At 63.6% G+C, this 25,121-nt stretch carries 26 protein-coding genes; 11 read left to right on the forward strand and 15 right to left on the reverse strand.

Annotated elements, in window-relative coordinates:
• Window positions 1-9: 9 nt before the first annotated feature.
• From VI26_RS08930 to VI26_RS08950, 5 genes are all read right to left on the reverse strand, one after another.
• The gene (locus VI26_RS08930) at window positions 10-2,844 is read right to left on the reverse strand and encodes a YjbH domain-containing protein (protein WP_048409390.1); all 2,835 of its coding nucleotides are present in this window, start codon (window positions 2,842-2,844) and stop codon (window positions 10-12) included.
• Between the two features lie 193 nt (window positions 2,845-3,037).
• Complete coding sequence (locus VI26_RS24480) at window positions 3,038-3,307, reverse strand: hypothetical protein (RefSeq protein WP_019101144.1); 270 nt, start codon at window positions 3,305-3,307, stop codon at window positions 3,038-3,040.
• A 173-nt stretch (window positions 3,308-3,480) separates the two neighbouring features.
• Entirely contained in the window at window positions 3,481-4,425 is a 945-nt protein-coding gene (thrB, locus tag VI26_RS08940) for a homoserine kinase (RefSeq protein WP_048409391.1), read from the reverse strand.
• Window positions 4,426-4,436: 11 nt separating this feature from the next.
• Window positions 4,437-4,784 (reverse strand): DUF2782 domain-containing protein, encoded by a 348-nt coding sequence (locus tag VI26_RS08945; protein WP_231580985.1) that lies wholly within the window; start codon window positions 4,782-4,784, stop codon window positions 4,437-4,439.
• 9 nt (window positions 4,785-4,793) lie between these two features.
• The gene (locus tag VI26_RS08950; RefSeq protein WP_019101898.1) at window positions 4,794-5,522 is read right to left on the reverse strand and encodes a TIGR00730 family Rossman fold protein; all 729 of its coding nucleotides are present in this window, start codon (window positions 5,520-5,522) and stop codon (window positions 4,794-4,796) included.
• 15 nt (window positions 5,523-5,537) lie between these two features.
• Here VI26_RS08950 and polA point away from each other — a divergent pair, with 15 nt between their 5' ends.
• From polA to VI26_RS08980, 6 genes are all read left to right on the forward strand, one after another.
• A complete protein-coding gene (gene polA / locus VI26_RS08955) occupies window positions 5,538-8,306 on the forward strand; it encodes a DNA polymerase I (protein ID WP_082150969.1) in 2,769 nt (922 codons plus the stop codon).
• A gap of 172 nt (window positions 8,307-8,478) precedes the next feature.
• Window positions 8,479-9,015 (forward strand): GspH/FimT family pseudopilin, encoded by a 537-nt coding sequence (locus VI26_RS08960; RefSeq protein WP_048409392.1) that lies wholly within the window; start codon window positions 8,479-8,481, stop codon window positions 9,013-9,015.
• Entirely contained in the window at window positions 8,999-9,436 is a 438-nt protein-coding gene (locus VI26_RS08965) for a hypothetical protein (RefSeq protein ID WP_048409393.1), read from the forward strand. Before VI26_RS08960 ends, VI26_RS08965 begins: the two co-directional genes overlap by 17 nt.
• A gap of 2 nt (window positions 9,437-9,438) precedes the next feature.
• Complete coding sequence (locus VI26_RS08970) at window positions 9,439-10,281, forward strand: prepilin-type N-terminal cleavage/methylation domain-containing protein (RefSeq protein WP_048409394.1); 843 nt, start codon at window positions 9,439-9,441, stop codon at window positions 10,279-10,281.
• The gene (locus VI26_RS08975; protein ID WP_048409395.1) at window positions 10,278-10,964 is read left to right on the forward strand and encodes a hypothetical protein; all 687 of its coding nucleotides are present in this window, start codon (window positions 10,278-10,280) and stop codon (window positions 10,962-10,964) included. The genes VI26_RS08970 and VI26_RS08975 overlap by 4 nt, the downstream gene beginning before the upstream one ends.
• A 14-nt stretch (window positions 10,965-10,978) precedes the next feature.
• Window positions 10,979-11,389 carry a type IV pilin protein gene (locus tag VI26_RS08980; protein WP_231580986.1) on the forward strand — a complete coding sequence of 137 codons (411 nt, stop codon included), beginning with the start codon at window positions 10,979-10,981 and terminating at the stop codon, window positions 11,387-11,389.
• A gap of 325 nt (window positions 11,390-11,714) precedes the next feature.
• Here VI26_RS08980 and VI26_RS08985 read toward each other — a convergent pair whose 3' ends face one another.
• From VI26_RS08985 to VI26_RS09000, 4 genes are read right to left on the reverse strand one after another with little or no spacing between them, the layout of a single operon-like run.
• Window positions 11,715-12,068 (reverse strand): MliC family protein, encoded by a 354-nt coding sequence (locus tag VI26_RS08985; protein ID WP_048409397.1) that lies wholly within the window; start codon window positions 12,066-12,068, stop codon window positions 11,715-11,717.
• Entirely contained in the window at window positions 12,065-13,333 is a 1,269-nt protein-coding gene (locus VI26_RS08990) for an AmpG family muropeptide MFS transporter (RefSeq protein WP_048409398.1), read from the reverse strand. The genes VI26_RS08985 and VI26_RS08990 overlap by 4 nt, the downstream gene beginning before the upstream one ends.
• A gap of 54 nt (window positions 13,334-13,387) precedes the next feature.
• Window positions 13,388-13,993 carry a methionine biosynthesis protein MetW gene (gene metW, locus VI26_RS08995; RefSeq protein WP_048409399.1) on the reverse strand — a complete coding sequence of 202 codons (606 nt, stop codon included), beginning with the start codon at window positions 13,991-13,993 and terminating at the stop codon, window positions 13,388-13,390.
• The gene (locus tag VI26_RS09000) at window positions 13,990-15,132 is read right to left on the reverse strand and encodes a homoserine O-acetyltransferase (RefSeq protein WP_048409400.1); all 1,143 of its coding nucleotides are present in this window, start codon (window positions 15,130-15,132) and stop codon (window positions 13,990-13,992) included. Before VI26_RS09000 ends, metW begins: the two co-directional genes overlap by 4 nt.
• Before the next feature lie 149 nt (window positions 15,133-15,281).
• On the opposite strand from VI26_RS09000, the gene VI26_RS09005 reads away from it, so the two are divergent.
• The 5 genes from VI26_RS09005 to ybaK all read left to right on the forward strand — a co-directional run bounded on the left by VI26_RS09005 (window position 15,282) and on the right by ybaK (window position 18,792).
• Window positions 15,282-15,548 (forward strand): hypothetical protein, encoded by a 267-nt coding sequence (locus tag VI26_RS09005; protein WP_231580987.1) that lies wholly within the window; start codon window positions 15,282-15,284, stop codon window positions 15,546-15,548.
• Between the two features lie 89 nt (window positions 15,549-15,637).
• Window positions 15,638-16,573 carry a TIGR01212 family radical SAM protein gene (locus tag VI26_RS09010; protein WP_048409401.1) on the forward strand — a complete coding sequence of 312 codons (936 nt, stop codon included), beginning with the start codon at window positions 15,638-15,640 and terminating at the stop codon, window positions 16,571-16,573.
• A gap of 73 nt (window positions 16,574-16,646) precedes the next feature.
• Window positions 16,647-17,564 carry a protein-methionine-sulfoxide reductase catalytic subunit MsrP gene (msrP, locus tag VI26_RS09015; protein WP_048409402.1) on the forward strand — a complete coding sequence of 306 codons (918 nt, stop codon included), beginning with the start codon at window positions 16,647-16,649 and terminating at the stop codon, window positions 17,562-17,564.
• Window positions 17,565-17,574: 10 nt separating this feature from the next.
• On the forward strand, window positions 17,575-18,204 hold the full coding sequence (locus VI26_RS09020; protein ID WP_048409403.1) for a sulfite oxidase heme-binding subunit YedZ: 630 nt from the start codon (window positions 17,575-17,577) through the stop codon (window positions 18,202-18,204).
• A gap of 105 nt (window positions 18,205-18,309) precedes the next feature.
• Entirely contained in the window at window positions 18,310-18,792 is a 483-nt protein-coding gene (gene ybaK / locus VI26_RS09025; RefSeq protein WP_048409662.1) for a Cys-tRNA(Pro) deacylase, read from the forward strand.
• Here the strand turns inward: ybaK and VI26_RS09030 are convergent.
• From VI26_RS09030 to asnB, 6 genes are all read right to left on the reverse strand, one after another.
• Window positions 18,776-19,537, reverse strand: a complete 762-nt coding sequence (locus VI26_RS09030) for an ABC transporter substrate-binding protein (protein WP_048409404.1) — start codon at window positions 19,535-19,537, stop codon at window positions 18,776-18,778. The genes ybaK and VI26_RS09030 overlap by 17 nt on opposite strands.
• Before the next feature lie 73 nt (window positions 19,538-19,610).
• Window positions 19,611-20,969: a 4Fe-4S binding protein gene (locus tag VI26_RS09035; protein WP_048409405.1), complete on the reverse strand. Its 1,359-nt coding sequence runs from the start codon at window positions 20,967-20,969 to the stop codon at window positions 19,611-19,613.
• Window positions 20,970-21,049: 80 nt separating this feature from the next.
• The gene (locus tag VI26_RS09040; protein ID WP_048409406.1) at window positions 21,050-21,874 is read right to left on the reverse strand and encodes an FTR1 family protein; all 825 of its coding nucleotides are present in this window, start codon (window positions 21,872-21,874) and stop codon (window positions 21,050-21,052) included.
• Window positions 21,875-21,917: 43 nt separating this feature from the next.
• Window positions 21,918-22,253 carry a cupredoxin domain-containing protein gene (locus tag VI26_RS09045; RefSeq protein WP_048409407.1) on the reverse strand — a complete coding sequence of 112 codons (336 nt, stop codon included), beginning with the start codon at window positions 22,251-22,253 and terminating at the stop codon, window positions 21,918-21,920.
• Window positions 22,254-22,378: 125 nt separating this feature from the next.
• Window positions 22,379-22,921: an iron transporter gene (locus tag VI26_RS09050; protein ID WP_048409408.1), complete on the reverse strand. Its 543-nt coding sequence runs from the start codon at window positions 22,919-22,921 to the stop codon at window positions 22,379-22,381.
• Window positions 22,922-23,255: 334 nt separating this feature from the next.
• A complete protein-coding gene (asnB, locus tag VI26_RS09055; protein ID WP_048409409.1) occupies window positions 23,256-25,112 on the reverse strand; it encodes an asparagine synthase (glutamine-hydrolyzing) in 1,857 nt (618 codons plus the stop codon).
• Between the last annotated feature and the right edge of the window lie 9 nt (window positions 25,113-25,121).

The following is a 25,121-nucleotide window of genomic DNA, read 5'->3' on the forward strand; positions in this document are numbered from 1 at the left end:
GAGGTCGTTTCAATCCAGTGGTTTCGAAACTTGGATGCCGGCCTGCTTGGGGCCCAGCATCAGCGAGGTGCGATAACGGGACTCGTCCCGCTGGGCGTGCCAGAGCCAGGTGCCTGAGGCGTAGCCGAGCAGGCTGCCGGCGGCGACGTCGGACAACCAGTGGTCCTTGCCGGCGACGCGGCCGAGCGCGCCGATGGCGGCCAAGCCATACAGCCAGGGCTGGTCGTACTCCTTGGCAAACGGCGTCAGCGCGCCGAACAGCACTGCGGCGTGATTGGAGGTGAAGCTGCTTTGGAAGCGGGAACTGCCTGCCGGCTGCTGTTGCCAGGGCTTATCGCTGGCGTTTGGCCGCACGCGATTGCCCAAGCCCTTCAGCGCGACGCTGCCGGCGGCGGACAGCGCCGAGGACTCCAGCGCGATCAAGCCGGTGTTGCTCAGTCTGTCGTCGCCCAGCGCGAAAGCGCCGCCCGCCAGACCCAGCGTGGCGATAGGCAGGGTCTTGCCAATTTGCTTCCAGCCCTTGAGCAGGCGGTTGTCCTGATGCCGGCCCACCGCCTGGTTCACCGGCTTGTCCAGAGCTATCGCCGCCAGGGTCATGCCGGCGGCAATGGCCACAGCGCCTGGCTTGTCCTCCATGGACGCGAATTGCTTGGAGGAGTCGCTCAGCCGCAGACGCACCGAGGGCCAGGGATGGAAAGACGGAGCGAGCGGGTTGACTTGAGGCAGGTCTTGCTCATCCGGCCGTTCGGCGAAATTGCCCAGGCCGTCGTAGGCGTTCACATCGCTGCGCGGGTCGTTGAGCTGGTCGTAGAGGTCTCCGGGCGACAGCACCATCTGGCCGACATCTCGCGTCCATGGGGACAGGGCGAAATTGCCCACCGCCTGGGTGTCCAGCGTCAACATGCTGTTCAGCGGGATGGAAATGAACAGGCCCTTGTCCTTATAGGGCGAACTGGGCGCGCCGGGCGAGGTGATGTCGTTGCCGTTGGTGCTGGTGTACCATGCGCCGATCTCGATGCCGGAACGAAAGCGGCGTTTCAGCTCCAGACGGGCGCCGCTGTCTTTGGCGAGAAAGCGGCCCGCCCGCACCGTGGCGGTGACGTTCATCGGCAATTTATAGTGCAGTGAGGCCAGCGCGGTGACGGTCTGGTAATCGCGCTTGCCGAGCCAGCCCTTGAAGTCGCGTTGCTGCAAGGCGTCCACGGCGAGGTCTATCGCCCAGTGGCGGGTTTCGGGGTAATAGATGACCTGGCCGCCGGCGCCGCGGAACATTTCCTCGTAAATACCGGCGGAGGCGCGGGCATAGGTATTCGGTCCCAAGCTCAGATACTGGTTCAGCAGCAGGCGGTCCAGCTTGGGTGAGTTGGTTTTCTTGTATTCGGCCACGTCGGAGCGGACATGAGGCAACAGGCTGTTGGATGGCTGTTTGACGCCGGAGACCGTGTTGTAGAGATTGGTGCTGAGTGCGCTATTCAGAAACAAGCCGGTTCCCATACGTCGCGTATAGGTGGCGGCGGCGGCGATTTCATAGCGGAAGGCGCCGCTGGGGTCATTGAAGTAAACCCCGGTCTTGGGTACCAGCCGGAAGCGGTTGGCCTCGTTGTCCTCGGCGTTAAGCTGGACAATGTCGCCGTCCTTGCCCGCCAAAACCTCCAGGTTGACGCTGTCTTTGATGCTGGCGCTGAGCTGTTGCGTGTCGACTTCTTCCAACTCCAAGTTCTTGCCCGGCGTGATGCTGACGCTTTCCAGAAAGCGCTGGCGATCGATCTTGCCCAGCAGGTAGTCGTTCAAGGTGGACAGCTTGAAAAAACTATAGGTCGCGATCGGCTGTTCCTGCTTGGTGTAGACCACGCGGATGCTGCGCGTTTCAATCGGGGTAAAGTACAGCGCGGTGCGAACCGCGCGGCCCACCGCGCGGCCCACATTGGAAATGCGGCTATTGTTCAGTTCCAGCACGAACTCGTCGCCGCGCATGCTGATGCGGATGTTTTTGAAATCCTGTTTGCTCAGCGCGCTGACCAGGCCGTGGCCATAGGTGCTGTCGGCATGCCATTGTCGCAAGGTGGGGCGGAGCGGTACTTCGGGGCCGCCGCTGAAATAAGCGGGCTCGCTGATTTTGGGAACGAATTCGCGCTCATTCAAGGGGATTTCGATAGAGGCGTTCAGGCTGGCATGGTTTTTTTGCTTGGCCAATTGCAGCCCCAGCCAGCCCCATCGATATTCAAGGCCGACCGCAGGCCCTTTTTCCCTTTGCGCGGCGGAAGTGTCTTTGGCGCGGAAATCCGATGCGTAGTGATTCGCGTCGTATTCCGCGACCAGCGACCAGCGGGGGAAGCGTTCCGGGGTCCAGCGCAGGCCGCCGAAATGGCCCTTGATCCGGCCGGAGCCGCCCCCCGCCGAGACTTCTAGGTTGGGTCGGAGGCGCTTGCTGGCCACCAGATAATTACCGCGCCATAGGGCTGTGCCGAAGATATCCGTTCGGCCATAGGAGAGCGCGGGCCAAAAGTCGGACTCTTCGAGCAGACGCCATTTGGTGTCAATGGCTTTGTCTTTAAAACTGCCGTAGCCGCCGCCGTATTGCTGATCGTCAAAGCCGGCAATGCCGGCAATAGAGATATAACGCCCCGAAATCTGCAGAAAGGGAAGCGCCGTCGCCGAGACCCACAAGGTGCTGTATGGCTTGTCGGAGCTGAAACCAAAGCTTAAGGAGCCATCGCGGCCAAGGTCCGCCGACGGCATATTGATGTAGCCGGATTGGCCATTGAGCGACGGTTGCGCGTAAACCGGTAACAGCAGGCCGCAACTACCCCCGAAAACGATCCCTTTTATCAGAATGCCACGCATGGATTGCTTTATTTAGAGTTATTGATTTGGTCTTGCAAACAACAAGTGAATATCAATAAAGAACGTCAAGCTTACGCAGCGCCGGTGTCAGACGCAGGCAGAAACACAGGCAGCCTGTTGCGGGTGCAGGCAGGCTGCCTGTTCGGGACGAACGCCAGTGTCCGGTCAAGCCGCAGTGCATAGGCACGGCGGCTTAATGGTGGGTGGTGGCGGAGTGGGAGGTAGAAGAGTCGCTGTTGCTGGAAACCGCAACCGCTGCGGCAACCGCTGCGCCGATGGCGGCGATGGTGCCTACGCTCAGGCCGGCAATGCCGGCGGTGGTGCCGGCGGCGCCAGCGGCTGCCGCGGAGGTGGTGCCGGCGGCACTACTGCCCGCGGCCGAGGTCGCTGCGGCTTCCTCTGCGGCAAACACCGGAGCAGAGAGCAGGCCAGCCAAGGCAAGAATAAAGACTTTCTTCAACATGATAGTGTGCCCTTGTGTATTTGTGCTTCGAAGTTAATCTAAGTGCAACATTTAAAACAGGAAAACTATCAAAATCATAAAACCAATAATACTTGCCATCAGCATAGTGCAAGACTGTAAGTCTGCAAAGTGACAACTGGGGATTTGTCAACGCGACGGGAATGAGTGTGCCATTAATGTCGCAGCCAGCAGTCGCTGCGCGAGCGATGCGCCTCCAGCACGGTTTGGAAGACTTTGGGATCCTTGGTGTAGGTCATCTCGCCCGCCGTCGGGAAATGCAGATCCTGCAACCGCGACACCCAGAAACGCAGCGCGGCGGCGCGCAGCATCAGTGGCCAGGCTTTTTTCTCTTCCGCGGTGAGCTCGCGTTCCGACTGGTAACCGGAGAGCAGCGCGGCTGCGCGCTCGTCGTCGATGCTATGGTCGTCGTTGCGGGCCCAGTCGTTGACCGCGATGGCCAGGTCGTAGAGCAGTACGTCGTTGCAGGCATAGTAGAAGTCGATGAAGCCGGAGATGCGATCGCCGTCCAATAGCACATTGTCGCGGAACAGATCGGCGTGGATCACGCCGGAGGGTAGATGGTCGAAGCGGTGGTTGTCCTGAAACAGCACCTCTTCGCGCAGCATGGTGGCATCTTCCGCGGGCATCCGGGAGTAAAGCTGGGGCGCGGTCGCGCTCCACCAGCGCGGACCGCGCGGATTGTCCATCTTGCCGGGGAAGGTGGCGCCGGCGATATGCATTTGCGCCAACATCTCGCCGACCGCGCGGCATTGGGCCGCGCTTGGACGTTCGATATCGGCGCCTTGCAGACAACTAACCAGGCAGGCTGGCTTGCCGGCCAGCATGGAGGCGAACTGATCGGTACTATCCGCCACCGGCGCCGGGCAGGCGACGCCGTGACGCGCCAGGTGGCTCATCAGCGTCAGGTAATAGGGCAGTTCCTGTGGCTTCAGCGTTTCGAACAGCGTCAGCACATAGCGGCCATGCGTGGTGGTGACAAAGTAATTGGTATTGGTGATGCCGGAGGCAATGCCTTGCAAGTCCAGCAATTGGCCCAAGGTGTAGCGCTTGAGCCACTCCTGCATTTGGTCGTGGCCGACCGTGGTGTAAACCGACATGGCTTTCCTCGTCAGAACCGGATCAGCACCCAGCGTGGGATGATGATGCGGTTGGCGGGATCGATTTGCTTCATGGTGCCGGAGCCGTTGTCGTCCATCAGGTAGTAGGACACGCCATGCGACGGAGTCACCTTGACCATGTATAGATGGCCGTTGAGCCGGTATTCTTCGATCTTGTCCTCGCCCTTCTGGATGATGCGCACTTCCGGTTCCGCAGTGGCGGCGTTCTGCTCGCTGATGGCGGGCGGCGGCGGCACCGGGGTTTTGGCGGGAGGGGGCGTATCTGCCCAGGCGGCTGTCAGGGGCAGCAGGGCGAGGGCGGCGAGCAGGCGGCGCATGGCGTGGTCCTTGATTGTCATCAGTTTAGTTTAAAGGTGCAGCAGTTGTTCGCGCTCTTCTGGCAGCGCTTCAAAACCGCGGGTTTCGTAATGTTTGAAGATAGTTTCGACGATTTGCCGCGGGTCGTCGATCAATTGGATCAGATTCATGTCGTCGGGATTGATCATGCCTTCGCTGATCAGCCGGTCCTTGACCCAGTCCAGCAGGCCTTCCCAGAACTCGCGACAGCACAGGATGATGGGGATCTTGCGGCTCTTGCCGGTCTGGATCAGCGTCAGCGCCTCGAACATCTCATCCAGAGTGCCGAAGCCGCCGGGCATCACCACATAGGCGATCGCATGTTTGACGAACATGACCTTGCGGCTGAAGAAATGATTGAACTTGATGCTGAGGTCTTGGTATTCGTTGGGTTTCTGTTCATGCGGCAGCACGATATTCAACGCCACCGACGGGCTTCTGCCGTAGAATGCTCCCTTATTGGCGGCCTCCATGATGCCGGGGCCGCCGCCGGACACGACGGAGAAGCCTGAATCCGACAGCAGGCGCGCGACTTCTTCGGTCAATTTGTAATACTTGTGGTCGCGCGGCGTGCGCGCGCTGCCAAAGATGCTCACCGCCGGCATGATGCCTTGCAAGGCCTCGGCCGAATCGACAAACTCCGACATAATCTTCATCACATGCCAGGCTTCGCGGGAACGGAAACGCTGCATCATCGCGTGACGATCGCTGGTTTGCGGTAATTTATCGGACAAGCTCATATTCTGCCTCTTTTTATGAAAACACTGTTATTGATCGACGGCTCTTCTTATTTGTACCGCGCCTTTCACGCGATGCCCGATTTGCGTTCTCCGGATGGCCGCCCGGTGGGGGCTGTCTATGGCATGGTGAACATGCTCAGGCGGCTGGAGAAGGAAGTGCAGTTCGATTATAGCGCCTGCGTTTTCGACGCCAAAGGCAAGACGTTTCGCGACGACCTCTACCCCGAATACAAGGCCAATCGCCCGTCGATGCCGGAGGAACTCGCCTCCCAGATTACGGCGGTAAACGAGGTGGTGCAAGCATCGGGCTGGCCGATGCTGGTGGTGCCCGGGGTGGAGGCCGACGATGTGATCGGCACGCTGGCGCGGGCCGGCGCGGCCGCCGGCATGCGGGTGATCATTTCCACCGGCGACAAGGACATGGCGCAGCTGGTGAACGAGCTGGTGTCCATCGTCAACACCATGACCAATGAAACCTTCGACCGCGACGGGGTCAAGGACAAGTTCGGCGTGCCGCCGGAATTGATCGTCGACTACCTGACCCTGATCGGCGACAAGGTGGACAATGTGCCGGGCGTCGACAAGTGCGGCCCCAAGACCGCGGTCAAGTGGCTGGAGCAGTACGGCAGCCTGGACGCCGTCATCGCCCAGGCCGCGGAAGTGGGCGGCAAGGTGGGTGAGAACCTGCGCGCGGCGCTGGACTGGCTGCCCAAGGGCCGCGAACTGATCACCATCAAATGCGATGTGGACCTGAGCACCGACATGCCCTATGGCCTGGACAGCCTGCAGCATGGCCTCAAGGACAAGCCGCGGCTGGCCGAGCTCTACCAGGGTTTGGGCTTCCGCACCTTCTACCGCGAAGTGACCGAGGGCGAGGAAATGCCGGCGGTGGCGCAGACCGCGCCCGGCGTGCAGGGCGATGACTTGTTCGCCATCGAAGCCGCGCAACACAGCCCGGCCCTGCCGGAGGCGGTGGCGGAGCGACGCTATGAAACCATTTTGGAGCCCGCGCAGCTGGATGCCTGGCTGGTCAAGCTGGCGGCGGCGGAAGTGGTGTCGCTGGACACGGAAACCACCAGCCTGGATCAGATGCAGGCGCGCATCATCGGCGTCAGCTTCTCGGTGCGCTCCGGCGAAGCCGCCTATCTGCCGCTAGGCCATCACTATGCCGGCGCGCCCGAGCAGCTGGACCTGGAGCAGTGCCTGGCCAAGCTCAAGCCCTGGCTGGAGGACGCCGCCAAGAAGAAGTGCGGCCAGAACCTGAAGTATGATCGTCATGTGTTCGCCAACCACGGCATCCGGCTGGCCGGCGTGGTCGATGATTCCCTGCTGGCGTCCTATGTGGTGGAAAGCCATGAGCGCCACAATATGGACGATTTGGCGCGCCGCCACCTGGGCGAAACCACGGTCAGTTACGAGGAAATCTGCGGCAAGGGCGCCAAACAGATCGGTTTTGGCGAGGTGGACGTGGATACCGCGTCCAATTATGCGGCGGAGGATGCCGATATCACCTTGCGCCTGAACCAATACTTCGCCGGCCAGTTGAGCGGGCGCTTGCGCGAGGTCTACCGCGACATCGAACTGCCGGTGGCTGAAGTATTGTTCGCGATGGAACGCAACGGGGTATTGATAGACCGCGACAGGCTGATGGCGCAGAGCCATCAATTGGGCACCGAGATGCTGCGCCTGGAAAGCGAGGCTTACGAACTGGCCGGTCAGCCGTTCAACCTGAATTCTCCCAAGCAATTGCAGGAAATCCTGTTTGGCAAGCTGGGTATTCCCACCAAGGGCGTGAAGAAAACGCCTTCCGGTGGCTATTCCACCGATGAATCGGTGCTGGAGGCGCTGGCGCTGGATTATCCGTTGCCCAAGTGCATCCTGCAGTACCGCGGCCTGGCCAAGCTCAAGTCCACCTATACCGACAAGCTGCCGCAGCTGATCAATGCCGATACCGGCCGCGTGCACACCAATTACGCGCAGGCGGTGGCGATCACCGGCCGGCTGGCCAGCTCCGATCCCAATCTGCAGAACATCCCGGTGCGCACGCCGGAAGGCCGCCGCGTGCGCGAGGCCTTCATCGCGCCGCCGGGGCATGTGATCGTCAGCGCCGACTACTCACAGATTGAACTGCGCATCATGGCGCATCTGTCCGACGACGCCGGCATGCTGCAAGCCTTCGCCAGCGGCGAGGACATTCACCGCGCCACCGCCGCCGAGGTGTTTGGCGTGGCGCTGGACCAGGTTAGCGCCGATCAGCGCCGCGCCGCCAAGGCGATCAACTTCGGCCTGATCTACGGCATGAGCGCGTTTGGTCTGGCCGCGCAACTGGATATAGAACGCAGCGCCGCCCAGCAATACATAGATCGTTACTTCATGCGCTATCCCGGCGTGGCCGAGTATATGCAGACCACGCGCGAAACCGCGCGCGAGCAAGGCTATGTCGAAACCGTGTTCGGCCGCCGGCTATACCTGCCGGAGATCAAGCTGTCCAATCCGACGCGTCGCGCCGGCGCCGAGCGCGCGGCGATCAACGCGCCGATGCAGGGCACGGCGGCGGACCTGATCAAGCTGGCGATGATCGCGACGCAGGACTGGCTGCAGCGCGAAGCCCTGGGCAGCAAGCAGATCATGCAGGTGCATGACGAACTGGTGCTGGAAGTGCCGGCAGCCGAGCTGGAGCAGGTCAAACGCCGCCTGCCCGAAATCATGGCCGGCGTGGCCAGGCTCAAGGTGCCGCTGCTGGCGGAAGTGGGCGCCGGAGATAGTTGGGAAGCCGCGCACTGAGTCGTCGCGCTCATCTGACGCAAGCCAGCCTCCGGGCTGGCTTTTTTATTGGCCGCCGGCCCGCCTGGCCTTAATGCCTGGCGTAGCGCGGGCGAACGGGGACAAGATCGATTTCATCGTCGCCGCTTGGTGAATATATTAGCCATATTCCAGCCCAGGCGGAGATTCTGCCATGCGCAGCCAGAGCGGTTTCACCCTGATCGAAGCGATGACGGCGCTGGCCGTCATGCTGCTGTGCCTGGCCTTGGCCGCTCCGGGGCTGAGCCGCTTTTTGCTGGCGCAGCAACTGCGCAGCCATGCGCAGGCAGTGGCCGGCGTGCTGCATTATGCTCGCGGCGAGGCCTTGCGCGGCAACCGCCCGGTCTATCTATGCGCGGCCAATCTGAAACGGAATCTGCAATTGCAAGGCTGTGCCCGGCAGCGGCAAGTCTGGGACGCCGGCATCCTCGCGTATGCGGATGGAGGGGGTGGCGGCACGGGCGCCTACGATAGTCAGGAGCGCTTGCATTTGCTGGTGTTCGCGGCGGGCAAGCTGCGGATGCGGGTAGGGCGAGATCAGTTGCAATTCATGGCCAATGGTCGGCTGGAACGCGGCCAGGGCGCGCGCCTGCTGCTGGAGAGTCCGCTTTCCGGCCAGTGTCTGACATTGACGGTCAGCGGTCATGGCCGGCCGGACATAGGCGAGGTCCGCGGTGATTGCCCGGCATAAATCCGCGTCCGGCGGCGCTTTGCTGGAAACCATGCTGGCCTTGTTCGTGCTCATGGTGGCGATGCTGGCGCTGTCTTCGGTGCAACTGCGGGCCTTGCTGCAAGGACGCGATGCATTGTTGCGGGCGGAAGTGATCGCGGAGGCGCTGGCGCTGGGCGAGGCCGCCTTGCTGTGGCCAGAGCCGGACGCCGCGGCGCAACGGGGAGAAGATTGGGAGCGCGGGCAGCAGCGGTTGGCGCAGCTGGCGGGAGACGGACTGCTCGAGGCCCGCTTGTGCCGTGGCGCGGCGGATGACTTGACTGGCCGCTGCGCGCAGCTGGGGACCGGTTCCTTTTTGTCGCTGGCCTGGCGCGGTGCGGCCGCCGGGGAGGGCGCCGCTCGTTTCGAGTACCGCTACGCCTTGGTCATGGAGGCTCCCTAGCCATGGTGCCCGCTGTGCGTCCTCGGGGCTTCTCCCTGGTGGAGATGATGGTGGCGCTGAGTCTTGGGCTGCTGGTGCTGGCCTTGGCCTTGCAGGGCGCGTTGACGATGCAGAACAGCCTGTACGCGATAGAGCGCCGGCTGCGCCTGCACCAGGATGGGCAGTTCGCGTTGCTGCAATTGGCCGATAGCTGGCGCAAGCATGGCCGCTTCGCCTGTGCGCAACTGGGCTCGTCGCCCGGAGCCGGATTTGAGACGTCGGAAGGCATGCGCTTTCGCTACGGGGTCAGGCCCGCGGTAGTGACACGGAGGGAAGGCGGGGTCGTCATCCGTTGGTCGGGCAGCGCGGATTTGGCGGAGGCGGCGCTGGCCAGTTGCGCCAGCCTGCTCATTGTGCGGCGCGGGGACGGCGCTTGGCAGTGGCGGCGGGAATCCGGAGACCAACTGCTGATCTTGCCGGGGAGCGCGGAGGAGTCTTGGCCTGATGCCGACCCCGCGTCGCTGGAGGCCATGGCCATAAAATGGCAGCGTTATTTCCTTCGCCAGAACGGCAACGACAGCATGCTGTGGTTGGAGCAAGGCCTGCCCGGTCAGGCGACGGAGGCGCCGCAGCTGTTGGCGGCAGGGGTGACCGCGCTGCGGCAGCGCTTCGGCGTGCGCAGCGCTTGCCGGCCGCTGACACTGAAATGGCGGGAGCAGGCCGGCCAATTGAGCACGGAGGATTGGCGACGCCTGTTGCGGGTGGAACTGACGCTGGAAATGCGCTTGGGCCAGGAGCGTTGGGCATGGAGCACGATGGTGGCGTTGACGCCGGCCCTGCCGTGCGCTCTGGAGCCGGGAGAATGAAGGCCAGGCCATGCGGCGCGGTATTGTGGCTTATTCTGCCGCTGCTCAGCCTGCTGACGGTGCTGGCAGTGGGCGCATCGCGCTCGCTGGCGGTGGAGCAGCGCGCCACGCGCAACCTGGCCGAACAGCGGGCTTTGTGGCTGGCGGCGATGCAAGCCTTGCAGGCGGCGGAGCGACGGGTATTGGCGTTGAACGCGTATTTCGACGGTGAATTGGCGAATGGTCGCGGCAAGCCCTGGCAGGGAGATGGCCGTGTGCCGGGCTGGTTCATGCCGGATTGTCTGTCCGCCGGCGGCGGTCTTGGGGACGGCTTGTGCGCAACGGCCCCCGCGTTGTGGCGGCGCAGCGCGGTGGTGCAGGGAAGACGCTGGCCGCTGCTGCACCCCTGCGGGGCCAGCCGCTCTTTGGCCGCGGAAAACGGGCGCGTGGCTGGCGTCTGTGTCCCGCCGCGACCGCGCGCCGGTCAGCCGTGGAGCGCGCCGCGTTATCTGGTCGAGTTGTTGAATCCGGCGTTCCGCCCCGCCGACGGCGCCAACGGTCGTCTGTACCGGATCAGCTTGCGAGTCTGGGGGGACAACGAGGGTAGAGCGTTGACGCTGCAAAGCTGGTTCTGGGCTGGCGCCGGCGCGCGGGCACAGCAGGGCGGGCGTTTGAACTGGCGGCAGGCGGAGGAGGAGGAATGAGGACTGCGCGGGGGATGACGCTCTTGGAGTTGCTGATGACGCTGGCGCTGGCGGCAATCTTGGCTGGCATGGCCTGGCCGGCGTATCAGCAGCAGATGTTGCGCGCGCAATTGGCGGAAGCGCGGGCCGCCTTGCTGGAAAACCTGCACTTCGTCCAACGCTGGCGGCTGGAGAGCCGTCTGCGGAAAGCGGAATGGCCGGGCTTGCCGCGGCAGGGTACTCGTGATTTTGACATCCAGCTCGGCAGCGCAAGCCCGGGCACGGATAGCGCAGGGCAAGCGAGTTTCCGTTTGCTGGCCCGACCCAAGACCGGGCATCGTCTGGCTGGGCGCCTGTTGTTGAGTGTGGATCAGGATGGCAATCTGTTGCAATGCGGGCCGGACGAGGGGGCCGTCCCAGCGCCATGCCGCGCCTGGGGAGATTGAACTTGGGTTATGACCGCGTCCGGCTTGCCTCTTAGAACCTGTTCAAAGTCTGCTGCGCTGCGGCGATACGGCGTTGAAACCGAGCTCAAAATGCTCATGTACCACGTGTACATTCCGCTTTTTCGCTCGTTTTCGCCTTGTCTCGCTCTTGCTCGCGAGACTTTGAACAGGCTCTTAGAATCTGTTCAAAGTCTGCTGCGCTTCGGCGGGCTAGTTAGACAGGCGCGTTGAAAACGGCTGAAGAAGCGGAATGTACATACGGTACATGAGCATTCTGAAGCCGTTTTCGCCTTGTCTCGCCCTTGCTCGCGAGACTTTGAACTGGCTAAGAACCCGACGCTGGCAGCTGCATCTCGCGGCAGTCTTGAGCCAACACCCGACCGCCGCGGGTGGTCAGCCGCGCCTGCTCATCCCGCAGAGACCAGATCAGCTGCTGGCTGACGTAACGCTCGCCCTGCGCGACCTTGGCCGGCGTCAGCCGGTAGTGATGGTTGTTCCAGTTCAGGCGTATGGCGGCGGAGCTGTCCTGCTCCGGCTTCGGGTATTCGACCACCACCATCTTGCTGCCGTTGCAGCGGTATTTGATGGTGTGCATGACTTCGCCGACGGGCTCCGCAACGGCTGCCATGGCCGTTCCCAGCAGCGCGGCGCCCAGCAGCGCCGGTTTCCATGCCTTCATGCTCCCTCCTTTTCCCTCCATGGGGCGACTTTCAGCAACAACACCATGCCGGGCAGCGCCAGCGCGGTGCACAGCAGGAAAAAACGGGTCCAGCCTATGCTGTCGACGATATAGCCGGTGGCGGCATTGGCCAGGGTGCGCGGCACCGCCGCCAGGCTGGTGAACAGCGCGAACTGGGTGGCGGTATAGGCCGGGTGAGTGCTTTTGGCGATGAAGGCGACGAAGGCGGCGGTGCCAAGACCCACGCCCAGCGCCTCGAAGCCGATGACCACGGCCAGCATGCTCAGCTCATGCGCGCCGATGGCGGAGAAGCGGCCATAGCTGGCCAGCCAGGCGAAGCCGAGGATGGACAGTACCTGCACCACGCCGAAGGCCCACAACGCGCGGTTGATGCCCAGCTTGATCATCCACAGGCCGCCGAGCAGGCCGCCTGTCACCGCCGGCCACAGCGCCGCGTGCTTGGCCACCAGGCCGATCTGGGATTTGGCGTAGCCCATGTCCAGATAGAACGGAGTGGCCAGCGAGGTGGCCATGCTGTCGCCCAGCTTGTACAGAAAGATGAAGCCCAGAATCCAGGCCGCGCCCTGCCAGCCCTGGCGGGTGATGAATTCATGGAAGGGTTCGACCACGGCTTCGCGCAGGGTCTTGGGCGCCTGGCCGGCGAGCTTGGGCTCGCTGACTCGCAGCGTCATCAACAGGCCGGGAATCATGAACAGCGCGGTGATCAGGAAGACCTGGTCCCAGGGGATGTGATCGGCCAGGATCAGCGACAGCGAGCCCGGCACCAGGCCGGCCAAGCGGTAGGCGTTGATGTGCACGGTATTGCCCAGGCCCAGTTCGCTGTCGCTGAGGATCTCGCGGCGGTAGGCGTCGAGCACGATGTCCTGGCTGGCGGAGAAGAAGGCCACGCCCACCGCCAGCGCGGCGATGCTCCAGATGTGCTGAGCCGGGTTGAACAGGCCGAAGCCGGCCATGGTCGCGATCAGCGCCAACTGGGTCAAGAGCATCCAACCGCGGCGGCGGCCGAGCAGCGGCGGCACATAGCGATCCATCAGCGGCGACCACAGGAATTTCCAGGTGTAGGGCAGGCCGATCAGCGCGAACAGGCCTATGGCCTTGAGGTCCACGCCTTCGCTGCGCAGCCAGGCCGGCAGCAGATTGATCAGGGTGTACAGCGGAAGACCGGAGGCGAAACCGGTGAAGACGCAAATCAGCATGGTGCGCGAAAAGACGTCGCGCCGCCAATCGATGGTTGTATTGCTCATGGGCAGGCTATGTTTCTACGGATCGCGCGGCGGGGCCGCCCCCGCCGCTTGTTGTTATTGGCGCGCCACCCGGTAGAAGGCCAGGCTGCCGCGCAGATTGGGCATGAAAGTCACCCGTTTGACCCCGTTCATCACCACGCGTTCCAGCACGCGCAGCCGATTCTTGGCGCACAGCGCCTCGAAGTCGCCGAGCATGCACCAGTGGATATTGGGCGTATCGTACCACTGGTAGGGAATGGTGTCGGACACCGGCATATGGCCTTGCAGGATCTGCCAGCGGTTTTCCCAGTAGCCGAAGTTGGGAAAGGTGACGATGGCTTCGCGGCCGACGCGCAGCATTTCATTCAGGATCTGCTCGGTTTCGCGCATCGCCTGTATGGTTTGCGACAGCACCACGTGGTCGAAGGCGCCGCTGTCGAATTCGGCCAGGCCGGTTTCCAGGTCGCCCTGCAGCACATTGACGCCGGAGGTCACGCATTTGACCACATTGCCCACATCCAGATCGACGCCGTAGCCGGTGGTGTTCTTGTTGCCCTGCAGCCAGGATAGCAGCGCGCCATCGCCGCAGCCCAGGTCCAGCACCCGGCTGTCGGGGGCGATCCAGTCGGCGATCAATTGCAGGTCGGCGCGCAGCGGCGCCGTGGTTTGCGGGGTGTTCATGCTCGCACCTCCCGCGCCACGCGGTCGAGGTAGGCGCGCATCAGTTGGACATAGGGCTCGTCGGTCATCAGGAAGGCGTCATGGCCATGGGCGGATTCTATTTCGGCATAAGCAACCGGCCGGTTGGCGGCCACCAGCGCCTTGACGGTTTCGCGTGAGCGCTCCGGCGAAAAGCGCCAGTCGCTGGTGAAGCTGGCCACCAGGAATTGGGCGCTGGCCTTTTTCAGCGCGGCAACCAGGTCGCCGCCAAAACTCTTGGCCGGATCGAAGTAATCCAGCGCCTTGGTCATCAGCAAATAGGTGTTGGCGTCGAAGGCGTCGGAGAATTTGTCGCCCTGGTAGCGCAGATAGGATTCGATCTCGAATTCCACGTCATAGCCGAAGCGATAGTCGCCGGAGCGCAGCATGCGGCCGAATTTCTCGCCCATGCCGTCGTCGGACAGATAGGTGATGTGGCCGAGCATGCGCGCCAGCCGCAGGCCGCGCCGCGGCAGCACCTCGTGGGCGTAGAAGTCGCCGCCATGGAATTCGGGATCGGTGATGATGGCCTGGCGCGCCACGTCGTTGAAGGCGATGTTCTGCGCCGACAGCTTGGGCGCGGAGGCGATCACCAGCGCGTGAGCGATGCGTTCCGGGTAGTCTATGCTCCACTGCAAGGCCTGCATGCCGCCCAGGCTGCCGCCTATCACCGCAGCCCAGCGTTCCACGCCCAGCCGGTCCGCCAGCCGCGCTTGGCTGGCGACCCAGTCGGACACGGTGACGACGGGAAAGGCGGAGCCCCAGGGCTGGCCGGTGGCCGGATTGATGCTGGACGGGCCGGTGCTGCCGTGACAGCCGCCCAGATTATTGACGCCGACCACGAAGAAGCGGCGGGTGTCTATGGGCTTGCCGGGGCCGACCATATTGTCCCACCAGCCGGCGGCCTTATCGTCCGCCTGGTGGCGGCCGGCCACGTGGTGATGGCCGGACAGCGCGTGACAGATCAGGATGGCGTTGCTTTTGGCGGCGTTGAGTTCGCCATAGGTTTCGAAGCGCAGCTGGTAGTCATGCAGCGTGGCGCCACAGTTCAGCGGCAAGGGGGCATCGAAGACTGCGGTCTGGGCCGTGACGATGCCGACGGAGTCGTGAGGATCGGACATGGGGGTTGAGTGCCTCTATTGCTGTTTTCGACATGCGTCGGGCGCGCCGGCTGGGCCGCGCGTCGGGCATGTCCGCTCCGCCGGCGGCCGGTCCATGCCGGCCATTCTCTGTCGCGGAGCCTCCTGTAGGCTACAGTCAGGACTTTAGCATGCCTTGCGCCGCCTGCGACAGCCGTCTTGCCAGCCAGGGCGGCGCGCTGGATAATCGGGCGACTTTCCTCCGTTGGCCCGCCATGTTCGGTCGTCTTTTCAAGTTTTTCGTGTTGTGCGGCGTCTTGCTGATGCTGGCGCGCTGGCTGCTCAACCGTCGTCAGCGGCAGAGCCTGCACGAGTTGTTCAGCACCTTGGCATTGGCCTTGCTGCTCAGCGCCGGCTTGTTTTCGGCGTTGTATCTATTGGGCTGGCATCGTTTGTGAGCCGCGCCCGCCACGCCCATCCTTGATCCCGCTCAGCGCCGCCGGCGGCTCCGTTTGCTAGACTGCCCGGCTTTGGGCGTTGTTTGGCGATGGACCTGACCCGGCATCTGCATACCTTTGGTTATTATCTGAAACGCCGCTTCGGCGAGGCCGTGCACAAATTATCGCTGGCTGGCGATTTCACCTGTCCCAACCGCGACGGCACGCTGGGGCGCGGTGGCTGCACGTTTTGCAATGTGCGCAGCTTCGGCCGCGATCCGGCGGCTTTGTCTATCAGCGAGCAACTGGCGCGGGAGAAGGAGAAGACCGATCGCGCGCGGCGCTACCTCGCCTATTTCCAGGCTTATACCAGCACTTATGCCGAAACCGAACTGCTGCGCCGCTTGTACGACGAGGCGCTGGCCGGCGCCGACGTGGCGGGGCTGTGCGTCGGCACCCGGCCGGACTGCGTGCCGGACGCCACCTTGGCCTTGCTGGCGGAATACCAGGACCAAGGCAGCGAAGTATGGCTGGAACTGGGCTTGCAAACCGCGCATGACCAGACTCAGGCCTTGATCCGGCGCGGTCACGGCCTGGCCGAATACCGCGACGCGGTGCGACGCGCGCATGGCCACGGGCTTAAGGTCTGCACCCATCTGATCGCCGGCCTGCCCGGCGAGGATGCCGCCGCCGTCCACGCCTCCTTGGCCACGGTGCTGGACATCGGCGTCGAGGGGTTGAAGCTGCACCCGCTGATGGTGGTGCGCGGCTCGCGGATGGCGGCGCAATACCGGCGCGGAGAAGTGATGCCGTGGAGCCTGGACGACTATGCCGAGGTGGCCGCCAGCCTGATTCGCCACACTCCAACGCAAGTGGTGTATCACCGGGTGTCGGCCACGGCGCAGGCGCCCACGCTGATCGCGCCGGATTGGTGCGCTCCGCGCTGGACCGCCTTGCAGGCGATAGGCCGGCTGCTGGCGCGGGACGGCGGCCAGGGGAGCGCGCTGGGACAATCTTGGCGGCCGGACACGGAACGGCTTGCGTAAATTATCCGCGTGGTCGATTGTCAGATTCAGGAGCCGCTCCCGACTCATGGGAGTAGAGACTGGAGACACCGCCATGCTGATCAAGAAACCCGCCGACATTCCCTCGTCGGACATCACGCCGGAAGGCGTGTACCTGAATCGCCGCCACTTCATGCTGGGCAGCGCCGGCCTGCTGCTGTCCACGGAGACGCTGGCGGCGCTGGCCGCCAAGAAAAGCCCCTTGTCGACGCTGGCCGGAAATGACAAGGCCAATAGTCTGAAAGAGATTGCCGGCTACAATAATTTCTACGAGTTCGGCACCGACAAGGCCGACCCGGCGGCGAATGCCGGCGGGCTGAAAACCCGTCCCTGGAATGTGCTGGTGGACGGGGAGGTGGCCAAGCCGCGCAGCTTCGGCATTGAGCAATTGCTGAAAATGCCGCTGGAGGAGCGCATCTACCGGCTGCGCTGTGTCGAGGGCTGGAGCATGGTGATTCCGTGGGTGGGCTTTCCGCTGGCCAGCCTGCTCAAGCAGATGAATCCAACCTCGCGCGCCAAGTACGTGGCCTTCGAAACCCTACAGCGGCCGGCGGAAATGCCCGGCCAGCGCGGTCGGGTGCTGGACTGGCCCTATCGCGAGGGCCTGCGCATCGACGAAGCGATGCACCCGCTGACCATTCTGGCCGTCGGCTTGTACAACGATGTGCTGCCCAATCAGAATGGCGCGCCCATCCGCCTGGTGGTGCCGTGGAAATACGGCTTCAAGAGCATCAAGTCCATCGTGCGCATTCATTTGCAGGAAACCATGCCGGCCACCAGTTGGAATAGGGCCAATGCGCGCGAGTACGGCTTCTATTCCAATGTGAACCCGGAAGTGGATCATCCGCGCTGGAGCCAGGCCAGCGAGCGCCGCATCGGCGAATTCTTCAAGCGCAAGACGTTGATGTTCAACGGCTATGCCGAGCAGGTGGCGGGCTTGTACCGCGGCCTGGATCTGCGCAAGAACTATTGATGGGGCGGAGATGACGACATTGCGCCTTAAATCCGTTTCCGCTCGTCCGGCTGATCGCGCGCTGACCTGGTTCAAATGCCTGCTGTTTGTGGTCTGTCTGTTGCCGCTGGCGCGCGCCGCCTGGATCGTGCTGTCTGGAGAGGCGGTGAATCCGGTGGAATTCATTACCCGCTCCACCGGCACCTGGACCCTGGTCTGGCTGCTGGCGACGCTGGCGATGACGCCCTTGCGGCGCTTGGGCACCGGCAACTGGCCGCTCAAGTGCCGGCGCATGCTGGGCTTGTTCGCCTTTTTCTACTTGAGCCTGCATTTCCTCACCTATTTGTGGCTGGACCAGTTTTTTGATTGGGCCGGCATCGTCAGGGACATCTACAAGCGGCCATTCATCACCGTCGGCTTCGCCGCGCTCTTGCTGATGGCGCCGCTGGCGCTGACCTCTACCCAGGGCTGGATGCGCCGGCTCAAGCGCAACTGGGGACGCTTGCACCGGCTGGTCTACCCGGTGGCGCTGCTGGCGGTCATCCATTACTGGTGGCTGGTGAAAAAGGACTTGAGCCAGCCCTTGATCTACGCGGCGGTGTTGGCTGTGCTGCTGGGGCTGCGGCTGTGGTGGCGGCTGCGCCGGACGGGCGGCGCTTGAGCTGGGACAAACCTGTCGACTCCGGGGCGGCAAGGCGGCGGCTTGGGGTTTGCCAGCCGGCGCTCAACCTTCTACAGTGGCGTTTTGTTTTTCACCGTGAAGATCATGTCCAAGGAGAAAGCCCCGGTCACTCAGGCGATCCGGGTATTGCGCGAGCATCAGGTCAGCTATAGCGAGCATCTGTACAAGTACGAGGAAAAGGGCGGCACCACGGTGTCGGCGCGGGAGTTGGGCGTGGATGAGCACTGCGTGATCAAGACCCTGATCATGGAGGACGAGAACAAGCGTCCCTTGATCGTGCTGATGCACGGCGACCGCGAAGTGGGCACCGGCATGCTGGCCAAGCAGATCGGCGTCAAGAAGGTCCATCCCTGCGATCCCAAGACCGCCGACAAGCACAGCGGCTACCAGGTGGGTGGCACCAGCCCTTTCGGCACCCGCCATCAGATGCCGGTGTATATGGAAGCCAGCATCGTCGAGCTGGAGCGCATCTATATCAACGGCGGCAAGCGCGGCTTTCTGATAGGAATGGACCCGAAAGAGGCGCAGCGGGTGTTGCGGCCCGTCCTGGTCAGCGCCGCTGCTTGAGTTCGGGGAAGTTGCGCTGGTAAATGGCTTGCAGGCTGCCGTCGGCCTGCATCGCTTGCAAGGTCCGATCGATTGCGCGCCGTAGTTTGGCGATGTCCGGATAGCTGCGCGAATACATCAGTCCCAGCGGCGTGGCCTTGTCCAGCGGCGTGGGAATGTAGGCGAATTCGCCTTCGTGGCCAGTGGCTTGGGTGCGAATCAGGAACAGGCCGCGCTCCAGCGTCAGCGGCGCCAGGTCCAGATGGCCGGCGCGCAGCAGCCTGATCGCGTTTTCCTCGTCGTTGGTGTTCAGGGTGTTCAAGCGGTATTGCTTGAATAGCGGCTGGTACCAATAGCCCAGCTGCACGCCGATGCGGTAGGAACGCAAATCGGTCAGGCTGCGGAAGTCGCCGGGAGGGTTGACGAGTCGGGGCTTGTAGTAGAAGAAGTAGCTGCTGCTGTGGATCAGCGGCGGGGAAAAGTCGAAGTCGCGCTGGCGCTCCTGCGTCGGTCGGTAGGGAAAAGCGGCGGCGGCGCGGCCGGCCTTGACCTCGGCCTCCGCGCGCGGCCAACTCATATAGTGAAAGCGCGCGTTATAGCCGGCGCGCCGGCAGGCTTGCCGCACCATGTCGGCGAATACGCCGTCGGCGGTGAAACTGCGCGACACATAGGGCGGCCACTCGCCGGTGGCGAAGTCTATCGCCGGCGCTTCCGCGCGCGCGGACGCGGCCAGGCAATAGAGGATAAGCAGCAGCGGACGCCACATGGCGCGACTCCAGGATCAGGGTGGGGGCATGCTTTGTTATCGCACAGCGCCCACCCCGCCGCCAGCCGGGCGGCTACCACCACCAGAACATGAAGCCCCAGGCTGCATCCACCAGAGCCAGCGCCGCCAGCAAGGGAAGCAAGGCCAGCGCCTGGCGCCAGCCGCTGCTCCAGCGTGCGAGAATGGCACGCCCCAGCCACAACGACCACAGATTGGCGCCGGCCAGCAAGAGCAGCCGCGCGTCGTTGGCCCAGAACATCGGCACCCCTTCCGCCTTCAGCAAGGTCACCGTCAGCGCCGACAGGCCCAGGAACACGCCGCAGCCAGCCAGCGGAATCAGGCTCTGGGCCAGGTGGTGCAGGCGCTGCAGCCGCCAGGGACCGGCAATGCGCACGCCGGCGGCCAGGCACAGCAGCAGGCCGCTGCCCAGCGCCAGCGCGGTGGCCAGCACGTAGCTGATCAGCGCCGCGCCGTCCAGCCAGGAGAACACGTCGTTATGCTGCGGGTAATGGGTCAGCAGCCACCACGGCGCCTCGGTGTCCAGCGGCCACAGGATGTCGCGGTCCACCAGCCATTCCGCCGCCGCCTGTTTCATGGCGACGAACCAGGGGCTCATGGTCCAGTGGAAGGCGCCCATCGCTACGCCCAAGAGGCCGTAAACGATCAGCGCGGTCTGCCAGCCGTCGGCTTCCTTGGCGGCGACCTTGACCACTTCTTCGGTGGGTGAGCGCAGGCTCAGTTCGATGGCGCCGCGATGGCCGCTGCAACGGCCGCACATATGGCAGCCGCTGCCGCCTTGCATATGGCGCAGCGGTTGCAGCGGCGCGCAGTCCACCGCTTGAATCGGGATGGTTTTGTCCTGAGACGCCGCCTTCCAGGCGGCCTCGTCCACGCGGTAATACATCGGCGCCAGCTTGGACAGCAGGCCGAACACGCCGTTGACCGGGCACAGGTGGCGACACCAGGCGCGTTTGCCGCGGGTGTAGATGAAGCCGATGATCACCGCGGCCACGGTGGAGCCGCCCAGCACCAGCAGCGCCGCCTTGGGGTATTGGTAGACGCTGACCAGTTGTCCGTAGATGGTGGTCAGCGCGAAGGCGACGAAGGGCCAGCCGCCCCAGCGCATCCAGCGCGGGATGGGCCGGCCCAGGCCTTTCTTGGCCGCCCATTCCGACAGCGCGCCTTCCGGGCACAACACGCCGCACCACAGCCGGCCGAACAACACCATGGACAAGAGCACGAAGGGCCACCAAATGCCCCAGAACACGAATTGGGCGAAGATGGTCAGATTGTTCCAGATCCGGGCGGTATCTCCGGGAAGGTCCAGGCAGGCCGGCACGATCAGCAGCGCGGCGTAGACCAGCACCACCCCCCATTGCAGCGCGCGCAGCAGGCCGGCGTGATCGCGCAGCCACAGGCCGACGGCGGCCATGAATCCTGGGGCCGTCGGCTGACTACAGGAAACGCCGGCGCAAGCGTCGGCGGAATGGGGAAGGGGCGGGCGGGCGGATTTCATACGGCCAGCGCTTGCTTGCGGTTGCGCCATTGGAACAGCGCCCAGATCGTCGCCCAGAACAGCGCGTAGGCGATCAGGCTCATCAGGGCGGGATGGGCGCGGTAGCCGGTGAGCGAGGCGATGACGCCGCCGGCGGGGCTCATGTCGTCCAGCAGCGCGGAGCTATCCCACAGCGGATCGACCAGCGCCGGCAGGATGTCCATCGAGATCAGCTTTTCCACGCCGCTGAGGAAGAGCGAGGCGCCGAGCAGCAGCAGCATGATTTCGGTGATGCGGAAGAACAAGCGCCAGGACAGGTATTTGCCGCCCAGTTGCAATAAATAGAAGGTCAGGAAGGCCAGGCCCAGGCCGATCACGGCGGCGAAGCTCATGCTGGCCAGCGTGGAACCGTCTGCCTCGGCCAGCATGCCGTAGAGGAAGACCACGGTCTCGCTGCCTTCGCGGGCGATGGCGATGGCGGCCAGCAAGGTGACGCCCCACCAGTTGGCGCTGCTGGCGTTCTCGCGGAGGCCGGCCTCCAGTTCTTTCTTCAGTGTGCGGCCATGCTCACGCATCCACAGCACCATGTGCACGATCAACGCCGCTGCGGTGAACACCATGACCGTCTGGAAGATATCCTGCGCGCCGGCCATCAGGCTGCTGGCGGCGAACAGAGCCACGGCCAGGCCAACGGCGGCGAGCAGGCCCAGCGCCACGCCGGCCCACAAATAGCGTTTGCCGGCGGCGCCGGCCGGGTTCTGGTTCATCCAGGCATTGAGAATGCCGACGACCAGCAAGGCTTCGACGCTTTCGCGCCAGACGATGAATAGGACTTGTCCCATGAGGTCTACTCCTGAATACGGCTAAACAGCGGATGAGCCGCGTTTATTTGGCGACGATGACGCCTTGGCCGGTCTTCATGTGAAATTCGTCAAAAAACTTGTATTCGCCGGGGGACAGCGGCTGGAACACCAGGAAGGACTCCGCGCCGGGGCCGAGGACCTTTTCCTTGCGCAGCGGCGTGCTTTCAAATTCGGCCGGGGTCTTGCCTGCATTGATCACTTCAACCTTGAATTTCTTGCCGGCGGGCACCACCAGGCGGGCGGGAGTGAACACGCCGTCCTTCATCACCAGTTTGAATACCGGCATCTCGTCGGCGATGGCCGACATGGACAACAGGCAGGCCGTGACGGCGGCCAGGGTCAAGGGCGCGAACTTCATCGGAATGGGTCTCCGGATTGAAAACAGCGCAGGCGAAGGCATGCGCTGTCTTATTTTAACGCATGAGAATGGCTTGCGTTTACATTCTCATTCGCATTAATCCTGTTTTTACAAGAACAACGGGATTAATAGCCGCCTTTTTTGCCGATGCCGGCATAAGTGAATTCGTAGTTCAGCTCAAACGGCTTGAACCATGGGCCCACGCCGGTTTCCTTGTCGATGTGGCGGCCGAAGTGGGCGTGCTGGTTGGCGGACGGCGGCATGATGGTGTATTTCAGCTTGTACTTGCCCGGACCCTGCAGCTTGATGTTGTCGCCGTAGTGCGGGCCGTCGTTGGCCACCATCGGCATCAGATCGCCCTTGAGCACTTCCTTGCCGCCTACTTTGCTCAACTCGTACTTGACCACCAGATAGGGCATCCATGCGCCTTCTTCGAAGCCGTTCGGATTGTTCTTGGTGGCGTGGATGTCCGCTTCCAGATGGATGTCGGATTGCTCGGCCTTGCGCATCATGCCTTCCGGTTCCATCTTGGTCGGCTGCAGGTAGACCGCGCCGATCTCCATGCCATTCTTCAGGGCCGGCTTGCCGATCGGGTATTCCTTGGCCATGGCGGCGGTGGACGCGGCTAGTGCGGCGGTGGCGAGAGCCAGTTGGACAAAGCGACGCATATTGTTTCCTTTTGGTTTCAATTGAGTAGGGCACTGCTTGGCCCGAGCGGGCCGCTTGCTGGCGAAAGACGCCAGCCTGGCGGGTGAGCGCTTTATTGTTATGTGCTTGGCCTGCCTAAAAATACTAATGCTAATCATTATCGTTTTCAAACGAAAATGTGTTGTCGAATGTAGCAGATGCGACGCCGGGCGGCGCTGGCCATAGGTATGGCATGCGCCGAGGCGGGCGCGGGGCTGTCCGCGAGTGAGCGCGCGTTGGCGAGGCCACCTTGAAAAGCGTCTTCAGCCCATTGAGCATTCAGCTTCCGCCGCCAGTGCGGATGCCGAGCGGTCCTCAGTCCCGCGCGGCCAGCCGGCTGAGCTGGGTCAGGCTTTCGTCCAGGATCAGCAGTTGCAGCATCTGCTCGGCCAGGTGCTCGGCGCCATCCCTGTAGGCGGCGGCGAAGGCGTCCACCGCTGCGGCGTCGATTTGGCCTTTGCTGAGCTGTGCCAGGCGCTGGCCCAGGCCGTCCATGCGCGGGGCCAGGCTGGTTTTCAGCCAGCCGGACAGCGGCGGGTTGAAGCCGCGCTTTTTGCGCTGGAAGAAGTCCGCCGGCAGCGCCGGGTGGATGGCGCGGCGGAAGATCAGCTTGGCCGGCTGGGTGAAGCGCTGCTTGCCGTCCAGCGCCAGCAAGGTTTGGTAGAAGCGGTGATCCACCAGCGGGGCGCGGCCCTCCAGGCCGTGGGCCATGGTGCACAGGTCCGACTTCTGCAGGATGTAGTCCGGCAGATAGTTGGCGAAGTCTATCGCCAGCAAATGATGCAGGCCGGCCGGCGCATTGGCCGGCGGCGGACCGATATCGTCCGGCGCGCGCCAGTGGCACAGCCGCGTCAGCGGCCGGTTGCCTTGCAGGAACAGGCGCTGGCCGGGGGTGAAGCCGGAAAAGCGCAGTGAGTAAGCGTCCTGCCAGCTCATCGCCAGCTCGGTGGCGAGCTTGCCGGCGCCCTTGCCATCCAGCGACGGCTTGATCGTCAGCGGCAGCTTGAGCAGGCTGCGCCAGCGGGTGCGCAAATGCTTGTTGATCCGCTTGTAGCCGGCCAGCAGCTCATCGCCGCCGTCGCCCACCAGCACCACCTTGACGTGACGGCTGACTTCGCGCGACAGATACCAGGTGGGGAAGCTGGATGGATCGGCGAAGGGCTGGTCGAGGTCGGCGACGATGCGTTCAAAATCCGCCGCCAGATTGTCCGGCATCTGCACCGCCAGGTTGGCGAGGCCCATTCTTTGCGCGGAGTCGGCGGCGTCGGCGGCCTCGTCCAGCTTGGAGCCGGGGAAGGCGGCGGTGAAGCTACTGAATTGTGTCAGTTGCTGGGTGGCCAGCCGGCTGGCGATCACGGTGGAGTCTATGCCGCCGGACAAGAGCACGCCCAGCGGACGGTCGGCGACGGTGCGCATCGCCACCGCGCGGTCCAGTTCCTGCAGCCAGTCGCCATTGTCCTTGACCGGCTGCCAGTAGCGCTGTTTGCGCAGCGAGCGGGTGTCCAGGTCGAACTCCAGCCGGTGCCCGTTTTCCAGGCGCTGGATATGGCTGAACAAGGTGGCGGGCGACGGAATATAGCGGTGCGCCAGATAGGCGTCGATGGCGTCGGCGGAGAAATCGCGCTGTTGTGGCGGCAGGAAGGGCAGCACCGAGCGCACCAGCGAGCCGAAGGCGAAGTCGCCGTCCAGCAGCGAGTAGACCAGCGGTTTCTCACCCATGCGGTCGCGCGCCAGGTGCACCTTGCGTTGCTTCAAGTCCAGGATGGCGAAGGCGAACATGCCGCGTAGCCGCTGCAGCAGGGTTTCAATGCCCCAGGCCTGGTAGCCGCGCAGGATGAATTCGGTGTCGGAGTGGGTGCTGAAGCGCGCGCCACCGGCTTCCAGTTCGGCCTTGTCGGTCTCCCAGTCGTAGACCTCGCCGTTGTAGCAGATCCAGACTTGGCCGTCGTCGCTGGCCATGGGCTGGTCGGCAATGGGCCGCGGATCGATGATGGACAGCCGCGCGTGCAGCAGCGCGTTGTGGATGTCGCCGTCAGCCGCCGGCTGCCAGTCGGTGTTCAATAATAACTGATGGGCGGCGTCGGGCCCGCGCCGGCCCAGTTCCGTCAACATGGCCTGGGCGGTGGCCGCGGCGGTGGGGCGTTGAGAGAAGAAGCCGGCGATTCCACACATGATTTTCTG

The organism is Chromobacterium sp. LK1 (assembly GCF_001043555.1).
In the GTDB taxonomy this organism is placed as follows: domain Bacteria; phylum Pseudomonadota; class Gammaproteobacteria; order Burkholderiales; family Chromobacteriaceae; genus Chromobacterium; species Chromobacterium aquaticum.